A 12,228-nucleotide genomic window follows, 5' to 3' on the forward strand; every position below is an offset into this window, starting at 1 on the left:
TCCGATGACCGAGGCGCCGGCCCGCCCCCTTCTCGGATTCACCGTGGCCATCACGGCCGCGCGCCGCGCCGACGAGCAGACCACCCTGCTCGAGCGGCGCGGTGCCGTCGTGATCGCGGCAGCGGCGATCGCCATGGTCCCGCTGTCCGACGACGAGCGGCTCCGCGCCGCGACCGACGAGCTGCTCGGGAACCCACCGGACCTGTTGGTGGCGACCACGGGCATCGGCTTCCGCGGCTGGCTCGAGGCTGCCGAGGGTTGGGGCGTCGCCGAGCGGCTGCTCGCGACGCTCGGAGCGGGCCGCGTCATCTCCCGCGGCCCCAAGGCCACGGGCGCCCTCCGGGCCGCCGGGCTGCGGGAGGAATGGTCGCCGCCGTCGGAATCCTCCGCCGAGGTGCTCAGTCACCTCAGCGGCGCGGACCTCGCCGGCCGGCGGGTGGCCGTCCAACTGCACGGAGCGACCGACGAGTGGGACCCGAACCCCGGCCTGCTCGAGGGCCTGCGTGCGCTGGGCGCCGAGATCGTCCCGGTGCCCGTGTACCGGTGGGAGCAGCCGGACGACCTCACCGGACTCGACCGGGTGGTGGAGGCCATCGCCACCGGCGCGGTCGACGCCGTCACCTTCACCTCGGCGCCGGCCGCCGCCTCCGTCCTCGAACGCGCCGCCGAGCTGGGGCTCGGCGCGGCGCTGCGCGGAGCGCTGACCGGCGCCGTGGTGCCGTACTGCGTGGGACCGGTCACCGCCACACCGCTCGACCGCGCCGGCATCGCGTCCGTCACGCCGGAGCGGATGCGGCTGGGCGCGCTCGCGCGTCTCGTGGAGCAGGACCTCCCCGAGCGCAGACCGGACCTCGCCGTCGCCGGCCGTGCGCTCGGGATCCGCGCGCGCGGAGCGGTCGTCGACGGTGTCGACCGCGAGCTCACACCCACGTCGATCGTGCTGCTGCGGCTGCTCGCCCGGGAGCCGGGCGCGGTCGTCTCGCGCGACGACCTGCTCGCCGCCCTGGGCGGCGACGACCCGCACGCCGTCGAGGCCGCCGTCGCGCGGCTGCGGGCGGGGCTGGGCCACAAGGAGATCGTGGCGACAGTGGTCAAACGCGGCTACCGACTCGCAGTCGACGGGGAGCACTGAGATGGGCACACTGCTCGTGGCGCACGGCACCCGCAGCGAGCACGGCGTCGCGATGATCGGCGACCTCGCCGCGGCGATGACGGACCGCCTCCGAGAAGCCGTCCGGGTGGCGTTCGTGGACGTCCTGGGGCCGGCGCCGAGCGAGGTGCTCGCACGGCACCCCGACGAGCCGACGGTCGTGATTCCGGCGTTCCTGTCGAGCGGATACCACGTGCGCCACGATCTTCCGCGGGAGATCGCCGAGTCCGGCCACCGATCCGTCACGATCACCGAAGCCCTCGGACCGTCGCCCGAGCTGGCGCGCGCGATGCTCGGCCGGCTGCTCGAATCCGGGTGGCGGCGAGGCGATGCCGTGGTGATGGCCGCCGCCGGCACCCGCGATGTGCACGCGCAGGGGCAATTGCGGCGCACCGCGGCCGCCCTCTCGGCGCTGGTCGGCGCCCGGGTCTCGATCGCCTTCGCCGCCCCGAGCCGGCAGAGCGAGGGCTATCGCGCGGTGCCGGAGGTCGTCGCGCGCCTGCGGTCCGACGGTGCGCCGTCCGTCGCCGTCGCGTCCTACCTCCTGGCGGAGGGGCTGTTCCAGCAGCGTCTGCGGGATTCCGGCGCCGACGTGGTCGCGGAGCCGCTGGGCCTGCACCCGTCCGTCGTCCGGCTCGCGTGCCTGCGTCGAAGCCACGCGGGACTGGCGATGCCCGCCGTTCGGACTGCAGCCGAGACGCTTACCTGATCGAAGTCGAGGTGGTGTGCCGGCGATCGGTGCGATCTAGACGATGAGGAACAGCGACAGGCAGCCCGCGCCGACGAGGATCACGAGGAACAGCAGGGCGATGGAGAGCGCCGTTTCGGACACCTCGAACCCGGTGAAACGGTTGCCGGTCGGCGCAGGGGGCGCCGGTGTCGGCATCGGACCCGACGGCGGGGAGTAGGCGGGGGAGGGCGCAGGTCCGGCGGCCGCGAACGGCGCGGGGATCGCGGCCCACTGGCCCGTCGACCCGGGCGGCGGCACCGGACGGAGCGGTTCGGCCGACACACCCAGCGCGGCTCCGAGCGCGTCCGCGAACGCGGTCACCGTCGGGAAGCGGAACTCCGGGCCGCGTGCCGTGGCCTGGGCGAGCACACCGTCGACGCGCGGATCGAGATCGGGGCGGGCCCGGCGTACCGTCGCGAAGCCGTACGGGTTCGGCGGGTGCCCGGTGAGGAGGGAGTAGCTGGTGCTGGCGAGGGAGAAGACCTCGGACCGGACGGTGGGCTCTGCGCCGCCGAGTACCTCGGGTGCCGCGTGGGCGTCGGCGTCCACGGCGCTCGGCGAGGCGGCGAGGTGCACCGACCCGTCGGTGCCGACCTGCAGAGCCGTGGGGCTGAGCCGCCCGTAGGGGCGTCCCGCGGCGGCCCGCACGTCCACCTCAGGTGCGACCGAGCCGACCAGGAACCTGACCTGCCCCGCCGTGAGCTGTCCCTGCTCGGGCGGCCGAACCGATGCGTCGCCGTGACTCGACATCGCCTGACTCCTTCACCTCGTCCGGAGCAGACACTAGTGGTGTTGCGATCACAGAGTGTCGGCGCCGCGGCGGAAGCCGAACGCCACCTCGGGGGAGTTGGCCACGAACACAGTGCCGTCCAGCGAGATCCTGGTGTCGTACACCGGTATCGACACGTCCGGCGCGTCCAGGCAGCGGCCGTCGAGCAGGCTGAACGCCTGCTTCTTCAGGGGCGACTGCACCACCGGGAAGCCGCCGCGGTCCCCGACGATGCCGCGCGAGAGCACCGCGGCCCGCCCGATCGGATCGATGTTCCCGACCGCGCGGATGCTGTCGTCGGCCAGGCGGAACAGGGCGACCTGGGCACCGTCGGGCAGCAGGACCGCGACGCCGCGCAGTCGCTCGAGCCTGCCGACGGGGCAGGCGGCGGTCCAGTCGCGGGTCCAGCGGTGCAGGTCGAAGGGGGCGGTCGTCATGCGCGGTCCTTTCGGGTGGGCATCGACGGCCTGGCGCCGAGCAGGACGGGCACCTTGCGGCCGTTCTTCTCGCCGAAGTCGACGGTGGGGTCGGGGGCCCCGGGGGCGTTGACGAACGAGACGAACCGGGCGAGCTTGTCGGGGTCGTCCAGCACGCCCTTCCACTCGCAGCCGTAGCCGGCGACGTGGCGGGCGACCGTGGCCTCGAAGTCCGCGGCCAGGCCCAACGCGTCGTCGATCACGACCTCCCGCAGGCGGTCCATACCGCCGTCGAGGCCCTCGACCCACGGGGCGGTCCGCTGCAGTCGATCGGCGGTGCGGATGTAGTACATGAGGAACCGGTCGACGTACCGGATCAGCGTCTCGGAGTCGAGGTCGCCGGCCAGCAGCTGCGCGTGCTTGGGCGTCATGCCGCCGTTGCCGCCCACGTAGAGGTTCCAGCCGGATTCGGTGGCGATGACGCCGACGTCCTTGCCGCGGGCCTCGGCGCACTCGCGGGCGCAGCCCGAGACGCCCATCTTGATCTTGTGCGGGGACCGGAGCCCGCGATACCGGAGCTCGAGGTCGATGGCCATCTGCACCGAGTCCTGCTGCCCGTACCGGCACCAGTCGCTGCCCACGCAGCTCTTGACCGTGCGCAGCGACTTGCCGTACGCCTGGCCCGATTCCATTCCGGCGTCGACGAGGCGCCGCCAGATCATCGGCAGCTGGTCGACCGTCGCGCCGAACATGTCGATCCGCTGGCCGCCGGTGATCTTGGTGTACAGACCGAAATCGCGGGCGATCTCGCCGATCACGATGAGCTGCTCGGCGGTCACGTCGCCGCCGGGCATGCGGGGCACCACCGAGTAGGTGCCGTTGCGCTGGATGTTGGCGAGGAAGTGGTCGTTGCTGTCCTGCAGCGACGCCTGCTCGCCGTCGAGGATGTGGTCGGAGCTCGTGGACGCGAGGATCGACGCGACCGTCGGCTTGCACAGGTCGCAGCCGGTGCCGGTGCCGAACCGCTCGATGAGCCCCGAGAAGGTGCGGATCCCGCTCGCCTGGACCAGCTCGAAGAGCTCGGCGCGCGACTGGGAGAAGTGCTCGCACAGGGATTTCGAGACGGTGACGCCCTGGGACGCCAGCAGCTGGGAGAGCAGGGGGACACAGGAGCCGCAGGAGGTACCGGCGTTGGTACAGCCCTTGAGCTCGGCGACGGTGCACGCGCCGGCGGCGATCGCGCCGCACAGCGCACCCTTGGAAACGTCGTTGCAGGAACAGATCTGGGACTCGTCCGGCAGGGAGCCGACGCCGATGGCGGGCGCACCGTCACCGACGGGGGCGATCAGCGAGACCGGATCGCCGGGCAGCGCCGACCCCACCAGCGGCCGCAGCACACCGTACTGGGATGCGTCGCCGACCAGGACGCCGCCGAGGAGGGTCGCGGCGTCGTCGGACAGCACGAGCTTCGCGTAGGTGCCGCCGATCGGGTCGCTGACCACCACGTCCAGCGCGCCCGGGGTGGTGCCGTGGGCATCGCCGAAGGACGCGACGTCGACCCCGAGCAGCTTGAGCTTGGTGGACATGTCGGCGCCCGGGAACAGCGCATCGCCGCCGAGCAGCCGATCGGCGACCACCTCGGCGGTCGCGTAGCCGGGCCCGACGAGGCCGTAGCAGCGCCCCTCCACCGCGGCCACCTCGCCGATCGCGTGGATCGCGGGATCGGAGGTGACGCAGCCGAGATCGGTGAGCACGCCGCCGCGCTCCGCCAGGTCGAGGCCCGCGGCGCGCGCCAGCTCGTCGCGCGGGCGGACGCCGGCGGCGAAGACCACGACCGCCGCGTCGACGACCGACTGGTCCTTCAGCGTGACGGCGAGGCCGTGGTCCGCGGGGCTGATGTCGACGGTGCCGGAGCTCAACGTGATGTCGATGCCCAGGGCGCCGATCATCCGCGCCAGGTGTTCGCCGCCGCCGGTGTCGACCTGCTGGGGCATCAGGCGCGGATTGACCTCCACGACATGCGGTCTGAGGCCCAACGATCGGAGCGCGTTCGCCGCCTCCAGCCCGAGCAGGCCACCCCCGACGACCACGCCGACGGCATCGGAGTCGCGTTCGAGCGCGGCGTCCGCGTCCGCCCGGATCGCGTCGAGGTCGTCCAGGGTGCGGTACACATGGCAACCGGGGAGGTCGTGGCCGGGCACCGGCGGCACGAAGGCGTAGGACCCCGTGGCCAGGACCACGGCGTCGTAGGCCACCGATCCGCGGTCCGTGACCACCGTCCGTGTGGCGCGGTCGATGCCGGTCACTCGCTCGCCCGTGCGGAGCTCGACCAGGTCGTCGCCGGCGTAGTCGTTGCCCGCGAGCGCGAGCCGCTCGCGCTCCCACACCCCCACGTAGGACGACAGTCCGACGCGGTCGTACGCGGCGTCCGCCTCCTCGCCGACCACGACCACGCGCCAGGCGCCCGCGTCGTCCCGCGCGCGGAGCGCTTCGACGAACCTGTGGCCGACCATGCCGTGGCCGATGACGACGACGGTGCGGGGTGCGGTCATATCCCGTCTCCTCTGCGTTAGGAACCCGTTGCCACGAACGGTAGGGAGGCGGTGTTGCCGCGACGTGCCCTCGCGTTGCGGCCCCGTCACGGGATCCTCACGGCGCGCGCGGCGCGGAGGTGAGGTGAGGTGACGGTGGTGTCAGGCGAGGCGTTCGACCAGGTCACCGGCCCGGGCGAGCGGCGGCACCAGCACGATCGCGCGATGGCCGACCGCGCCTGCGAGGTGCCCGGTCGCCACGGAATCCGGGACGTGCCAGCGTTCGGCACCGTCCGGCTCCGCGGGCAGCATCCGCCATCGCGGATCGGGATTCGGATCGGCGAGCGCGACGAGGTCCTCCGGCCGGGACGCCGCCCCGGTCAGCGTCTCGCACACCGGGCGACCGAGGAGTGCGGCGCCGAGGAGCGCCGCCATCGGGTTGCCCTCGAGGCCGAGCACGACGGGACCGCCGGGCACCGTCGCCACGAGGATCGATCCGCCGGGGCGCACGTCGACGCCGTCGACGAGCAGCACGGCCCCGGCAGCCTCGAGGGCCCCGCGCAGCCGGTCGGCCGCGCCGCGGCCCGTGGCGCCGATGATCGCCACGACGTCCGCCGCGTTCTGCCGGAGCGCCGCGGCGAAGGCCTCCGGGGTGTCCGCGAGATGCGGCGAACGACGCACGCGCGCACCGACGCCGGTGAGGAGGTCTGCGACCGGGCCCGCGGCGGTCTCGGGCAGGCCGTGCTCGCCGCGCGCGCTCGTCTCGTCGCCCGAGGTGTGCAGCGCGATGCGCACCGGACCGCGCAGGGGCGCCGTCGTCACGCCGCCCGCGCCGGCGACGGCCCAGCCGTCCATCGCGGACTGGTCGATGGGCGGGAAGGGGGCGGCGGCCACGAGAGGCTTCGCGAGGACCGCGCCGTCGACGAGAGGGCCTGTCCTCACCGGCAGCACCGGGAGCCCGCGACGCAGCGTCCGCCGGACTGCCGCGGGGGAGCGGCGCGCGATCCGCAGGTCCTCGGGGGTGTCGACATCGGTGACTGTGCAGCGCAGTCGGGCCGCGTCGGCCCCGACGATCGCGCGGAGTGGCAGGCCGGTGGGGTCGCCGACGCCGGCGACGGCGGCGCGCAGGGTCCGCGCGTCCCACACGGCGAGCAGGTATTGGACGCGGCCAGTGGGGTCCTCCGCGAGGACGACCGGGGCATCCGTTCGGGCCCGGAGCGCGGCCAGTGCGCCGACGGTGCCGCGGTCCACCTCCGGCAGGTCCGCGGCGAGCACCGCGATCGTCCGCGCGTCTGCGGACAGGGCGTCGAGCCCGGCCGCCACGGCCGCGAGCGGGCCACCGCCCGAGGGCCTCTCGCGGACCAGGACGACTCCGGGCGGGACGGTGCGCGCGGGCCCGACGACCACGACGGCTGCGCCCGCAACCGCGTCGAGCGCGGCGTCCAGGAGCCGGCGTCCGCCGACCATCTGCTCCGGCTTGTCCAGCCCGAGGCGGCGCCCCTCGCCGCCGGCCACGATGATCGCCGCGTCGATCCGAGCGGCGGAGTCGTCGTGGTCAGTAGACGTCACGCACGTATCTCCGTTCGGCCGAGAGCGCTGCCACGTAGGCGTCCGCGCTGCGCGGCGCCATGTGGCCGTGTTCGGCGACGATACCCCGCAGGGCCTCGTCGACATCGCGGGCCATCCGCGCGGCGTCGCCGCACACGTAGATGTGTGCGCCGCGCCGGATCCAGTTCCACAGCTCGGCGGCGTGCTCTCGCATGCGGTCCTGGACGTAGACCTTCTCCGCGCGGTCGCGGGAGAACGCGGTGTCCAGCCGGGTCAATGCGCCGGACTCCTGTAGGTCCGCCAGTTCGTCGCGGTAGTAGAAGTCGGTGGCCTCGTGCTGCTCGCCGAAGAACAGCCAGTTCCCGCCGTCGTGGCCCGCCTTCGCCCGGTCGTGGAGGAATCCCCGGAACGGCGCGATGCCGGTGCCGGGGCCGATCATCACGGCCGCGGCGTGGGGATCCTCCGGCGGCAGGAACGCCCGGGTCGGCTGGATGAACAGGTCGACCGCCGCGCCCGGGGCGAGCGACGCCAGATGCGAGGAGCACACCCCGGATCGGCGGACGCCGGCATGATCGAAACCGACCACGGACACCGTCACCGAGACCGTCCCGGGATCCTCCCTGGGGCTCGACGAGATGGAGTACAGGCGAGGCGTCAACGGGCGGAGCAACTCCAGCCAGCGCGCGGGATCGACCTCGACGGGGTGCGCCGTCAGCAAGTCGGTGAGCTGGCGTCCCCATGCCCAGTCCGCGAAGCGTGTGGGCTCGTCGATGATCGCCCGCAGGTCCTCGGCGCGGGGGGAGTTGTCCGCGACGAAGCGCAGGACGTCCGGCGTGATCTGCGTCAGATTCCTCCTGGCGAGGCCGTCGGTCTCGGGTTCGACACCCGTGCGGGCGCAGAACTCCTCCAGCACGGCGCCCGAGTTGACGGGCCACACGCCGAGGGCGTCGCCCGCACGGTACGACAGCGTTCCCTCCGGCAGCGCGAAGGTGAAGCGGCGCACGTCCTTCGCCGATCCGCGGCCGGACAGCGCGGCGGATTCGTGCAGTACGGTGCGGAGCGGGTTGTTCCTCGAGTAGGACGGCGTGGAGGCGGAACCCGCGGGAATCCCGGGTGCGGCGGCCTCGGTCGTGCCGGCTACCGCGGGCCCGCCGAGGGCGGCGGTCACCGTCGCGAGCCACGCTGCGGCGGCGTCGGCGTAGTCGGGGTCGCAGGAGGCCCGGGGCGCGATCCGGTTGGCGCCCAGGTGCTCCAGCCGCGAGTCCAGCTTGCGCGCGAAACCACAGAAGTCCGCGTACGAGGGATCGCCGAAGCCGAGCACCGCGTAGTCGAGGTCGTCGAGGTCGCCGGGTTCGGCCGCCGCCAGCGCATCCCACAGCGCGACGCCGTTGTCGGGCGCCTCGCCGTCCCCGGTGGTGGCCACGAGGAACAGGACCGTGCCCGTCAGTCGCGAGGGGGAGATCCGCTCCGCCCCGAGGACGTGGGGCGCCATCCCGGCATCGGTCAGCGCGGCGGCGCACTCCTGCGCGTACCCCTCGGCGGTGCCGGTCTGCGAGGCCCACACCAGCGTGATCGTGCGCCCGGGGGCCTTCGCCTCCTCGCCGGACGGCGGCACCGGGAAGGTCGCGGGCCCCGCGTACACGCCGGCGAGGACCCCCTCCAGCCAGGCCCGAGCGATCGGCCCCAGGGGTGCGGTCGGCGGGACCGACGGTACGCCGCTCGGCGGTGCGGCGCTCAGCCCCGCCAGCAGGCCGCCGAGGAAGCCGGACTCCGACGGGGAGAGCTCGCCGGGCCCGCTCGCGTACGCCCCGAGCGCCGCGGAGATCAGGGACGCCGAGGAGTCGGTGGCGGCCCCGGCGGCCCCGGTGGCGGGGGATCGTGCGGGGACGGGGGTCAGTGCCACAGCGCTCACCTTGAATTCCGGTTGCAAGGACTCCGGGTCGACGGCGTCGTTGGTGATCGCGTTCACGGCCGATTCCTCGCCCAATGCGTCGGTGTAGTGCATCGGAGCGAAGCAGACGCCCGGGCGGACACCGTCGTCGACCTGCACCGGCAGGGTCGCGCCGCCGCGGCGACTCGACACCCGCACCCGCGAGCCGGTGCCGACCCCGAGGCGCTCCGCGTCGTCGGGGTGCACCTGCAGGAACGGGCCCGGGGTGAGCTTGTTGAGCTTGGCGACCTTGCCGGTCTTGGTCATCGTGTGCCATTGGTGCGCCAGGCGGCCGGTCGTCAGGATCAGGGGGTACTCGTCGTCCGGCAGCTCGGCCGGGGGCATGTAGGGCCGGGGGTGGAACTGTGCCCGGCCCGACGGGGTGGCGAACCGCAGCCCCCGACCGGGGTCGAGGTAGCGGATCGGGTTGCGGTCGTCGCAGCCGGGCGCGGCGGGCCATTGCACCGGGCCGCGCTCGAGACGCGCGTGGTCGACGCCGCGCAGGTCCCACCCCGTGCGGGGATTGTGGAACTGCTTGAGCTCCTCGAACACGGCCGCCGCATCGGGGAAGTCGAAGGCGTCGCCGTAGCCGAGTTCGGCGGCGACGAGGCAGATGAGCTTCCAGTCCGGGAGCGCGTCGCCGGGAGGCGGCGTCACCTCCACCGTGCGGGTGAGGTTGCGCTCGGAGTTGATCATCACGCCCGAGGTCTCCGCCCAGTGTGCCGCGGGTAGAACGATATCGGCGTACTCCGCGGTCTCGTTCCCGGTGAACGCCTCCTGCACGATCACCAGCTGCGCGGCCTTGAACGCGTCGATCACGGTGGAGCGGTTGGCCATCGACGCCACGGGGTTGGTGCAGATAACCCACGCGGCCTTGACGGAGCCGTCGGCCAGCCGCCGGTACATGTCGACGGTGCCCTCCCCGACCTCGGTGCGGATCGACCCGGCGGGCAGCCCCCAGGTCTGCTCGGCGAAGGCCCGGTCGTCCTCGGCGAGAACGCTCCGCTGGCCGGGCAGGCCGGGGCCCATGTAGCCCATCTCACGGCCGCCCATGGCGTTCGGTTGGCCGGTGAGCGAGAACGGGCCCGATCCGGTGCGGCAGATCGTGCCGGTGGCGAGGTGCAGGTTGCACAGGGCGATGGTGTTCCAGGTGCCGTGGATCGACTGGTTCAGGCCCATGGTCCACAGGCTGGTCCAATTCTCGGCCCCGCCGAGCAGCTCGGCGACCCGGGCGATGTCTGCCGAATCGAGACCGGTGATCTCGGCGACGCGGTCGAGGGGGTAGTCCTCGAGGAACGAGGGCATCGCCTCCCAGCCCTCGGTGTGCGCAGCGATGAAGTCCCGGTCGATCCGGCCCTGTTCGACCAGCAGTGCGAGGAGGCCGTTGAGCAGCGCGAGATCGGTGCCCGGCCGGATCGGCAGGTGCAGGTCCGCCTTCGCCGCCGTGGCGGTCCGCCTCGGGTCGACCACGATCAGCTTCGCGCCGGCCTTGACCCGGTCCATGAGCCGCAGGAACAGGATCGGGTGGCAGTCGGCCATGTTGGCGCCCATCACCAGGAACACGTCGGCGTGGTCGAGGTCGTCGTAGCTGCCGGGCGGGCCGTCCGCACCGAGCGACTGTTTGTAGCCGGTTCCCGCGCTGGCCATGCACAGCCGGGAGTTCGACTCGATCCACCGGGTGCGCAGGTAGCCCTTGGCGAGCTTCGTCGCCAGGTACTGCGCCTCCAGCGTCATCTGTCCGCTGACGTAGAGCGCGATGGCGTCCGGCCCGTGCTCGTCCCGGATCTCGCGCAACCGCCGCCCGGTGGCGGTGATCGCCTCGTCGAGAGCGACCGGCCGGCGCTCGTCGTGGCGGTGCTCGCGGAGTTCGGCTCCGGCCTGCCGACCGCCCGCCGTCAGCAGGTCGACGGTCGTGCTGCCCTTCGTGCAGAGCCGCCCGCGGTTCGCCGGATGGTGTCGGGTGCCGACGGACTTGGTCACCGCACCGTCGCGCACCTGCAGCGTCAGGCCGCAGCCCACTCCGCAGTACCCGCACACCGTCTCGACGTCCATGTCGCCACGGTGCCCGTGCGGTGTTTCGGGGGTCGGGCCGCATTGTTACGCCCGTGTCACCTGCTCCGCGTTCGAGGTGTGCGCCGGTCGTGCGTTGCCGCGTGATCGTCGGCGGAACCCAGCCGCGGTCGGTGGGTGATGTCCGGGATCAGCGCAGGAGGGGGAGCACCTCGGCGTGCAGGCGCTCCAGTTGCTCGCGGTCGGCGGCGACGTCGGATCCCATCGGGTTGAGCAGGACGGTGCGTGCGCCCGCGTCGACGACCTCGCGGAGGCCGTCGGCGACCTGTTCCGGCGTCCCCGTGACCGCGACCTCGCCGAACCGGGTCGTCAACGCGCCGTAGAGCCGGAACAGCCCCTCGTCCGCCACCCGACGCGCGCGGGCGGGATCGTCATCGATGGCGAGGTAGACGCGCTTGCCGATGCGGAAGCCGTCCCCGTGCCGTCCGCGACGCGCCAGTTCCTCGCGGACGGTGGCGGCCGCCCCGCGGAAGTGCTCGGTGGTCGACGACCCCGCGCCCATGAAGCCGTCGCCGAGCCGCACCGCTCGGGCGAGCGCCCTCGGGGCGCCGCCGCCGAACCACAGCGGCGGGTGCGGGCGCTGCACCGGCTTGAGCGGGATCGCCAACCCCTCGGCGTCGCGGAACCGTCCGTGGAAGGTCACGGTCGGCCCGTCCGCCCACGCGGCCTTCATCAACTCGATGCCCTCGGTGTACGAGGCGATGAAGGTCTCGCGGGCGACGCCGAAGGCCGCGAACGGGCGGAAGTCGCCGCCCGACCCGACACCGAGGTCGAGGCGCCCGTGGCTGAGCCGGTCGACCGAGGTCGCCGCCGCGGCCAGCTGCAACGGGTCGTGCAGGGAGGAGACGATCACCGCTACCCCGAGGCGCAGCCGGCTCGTGCAGGCCGCCGCCCACGACAGCAGTTCCAGCGGCGCCAGCATCGCCGCCCCGCCCACCGTCTGTTCGGATGTCCACGCCCCCTCGAAGCCGAGCTCCTCCGCGCGGACCAGGTAGTCCCGGACACCTTCCTCGTCGAAATCGCCGTCGACGATCTGCGGGATCGAGACGGAGAAGGTCGCTGGGGTCATGTCGCCAGGCTACGG

8 protein-coding genes are annotated in these 12,228 nt (G+C 73.4%); 2 read left to right on the forward strand and 6 right to left on the reverse strand.

Annotated features, from left to right (window positions below):
- Nucleotides 1-4: 4 nt before the first annotated feature.
- Entirely contained in the window at nt 5-1,132 is a 1,128-nt protein-coding gene (locus tag ABZX10_RS02540; protein WP_355534209.1) for a uroporphyrinogen-III synthase, read from the forward strand.
- A 1-nt stretch (nt 1,133) separates the two neighbouring features.
- Entirely contained in the window at nt 1,134-1,859 is a 726-nt protein-coding gene (locus ABZX10_RS02545) for a sirohydrochlorin chelatase (protein ID WP_355534211.1), read from the forward strand.
- 36 nt (nt 1,860-1,895) lie between these two features.
- Here ABZX10_RS02545 and ABZX10_RS02550 read toward each other — a convergent pair whose 3' ends face one another.
- From ABZX10_RS02550 to ABZX10_RS02575, 6 genes are all read right to left on the reverse strand, one after another.
- Nucleotides 1,896-2,630, reverse strand: a complete 735-nt coding sequence (locus tag ABZX10_RS02550) for a hypothetical protein (RefSeq protein WP_355534213.1) — start codon at nt 2,628-2,630, stop codon at nt 1,896-1,898.
- 48 nt (nt 2,631-2,678) lie between these two features.
- Nucleotides 2,679-3,086 (reverse strand): nitrite reductase small subunit NirD, encoded by a 408-nt coding sequence (gene nirD, locus ABZX10_RS02555; RefSeq protein ID WP_355534215.1) that lies wholly within the window; start codon nt 3,084-3,086, stop codon nt 2,679-2,681.
- Entirely contained in the window at nt 3,083-5,617 is a 2,535-nt protein-coding gene (gene nirB / locus ABZX10_RS02560) for a nitrite reductase large subunit NirB (protein WP_355534217.1), read from the reverse strand. Before nirB ends, nirD begins: the two co-directional genes overlap by 4 nt.
- A gap of 141 nt (nt 5,618-5,758) precedes the next feature.
- Nucleotides 5,759-7,165, reverse strand: a complete 1,407-nt coding sequence (locus ABZX10_RS02565; RefSeq protein ID WP_355534219.1) for an NTP transferase domain-containing protein — start codon at nt 7,163-7,165, stop codon at nt 5,759-5,761.
- A complete protein-coding gene (locus tag ABZX10_RS02570) occupies nt 7,152-11,126 on the reverse strand; it encodes a bifunctional nitrate reductase/sulfite reductase flavoprotein subunit alpha (RefSeq protein WP_355534221.1) in 3,975 nt (1,324 codons plus the stop codon). Before ABZX10_RS02570 ends, ABZX10_RS02565 begins: the two co-directional genes overlap by 14 nt.
- A gap of 148 nt (nt 11,127-11,274) precedes the next feature.
- On the reverse strand, nt 11,275-12,213 hold the full coding sequence (locus ABZX10_RS02575; RefSeq protein ID WP_355534223.1) for an LLM class flavin-dependent oxidoreductase: 939 nt from the start codon (nt 12,211-12,213) through the stop codon (nt 11,275-11,277).
- Between the last annotated feature and the right edge of the window lie 15 nt (nt 12,214-12,228).

It is taken from the genome of Tsukamurella sp. NPDC003166 (assembly GCF_040611135.1).
Classification (GTDB): Bacteria; Actinomycetota; Actinomycetes; order Mycobacteriales; family Mycobacteriaceae; genus Tsukamurella.

Coding starts and splice junctions, on each gene's coding strand:
- ABZX10_RS02540 (WP_355534209.1), top strand. CDS start 5: ATGACCGAGGCGCCGGCCCGCCCCCTTCTCGGATTCACCGTGGCCATC.
- ABZX10_RS02545 (WP_355534211.1), top strand. CDS start 1,134: ATGGGCACACTGCTCGTGGCGCACGGCACCCGCAGCGAGCACGGCGTC.
- ABZX10_RS02550 (WP_355534213.1), bottom strand. CDS start 2,630: ATGTCGAGTCACGGCGACGCATCGGTTCGGCCGCCCGAGCAGGGACAG.
- nirD (WP_355534215.1), bottom strand. CDS start 3,086: ATGACGACCGCCCCCTTCGACCTGCACCGCTGGACCCGCGACTGGACC.
- nirB (WP_355534217.1), bottom strand. CDS start 5,617: ATGACCGCACCCCGCACCGTCGTCGTCATCGGCCACGGCATGGTCGGC.
- ABZX10_RS02570 (WP_355534221.1), bottom strand. CDS start 11,126: ATGGACGTCGAGACGGTGTGCGGGTACTGCGGAGTGGGCTGCGGCCTG.
- ABZX10_RS02575 (WP_355534223.1), bottom strand. CDS start 12,213: ATGACCCCAGCGACCTTCTCCGTCTCGATCCCGCAGATCGTCGACGGC.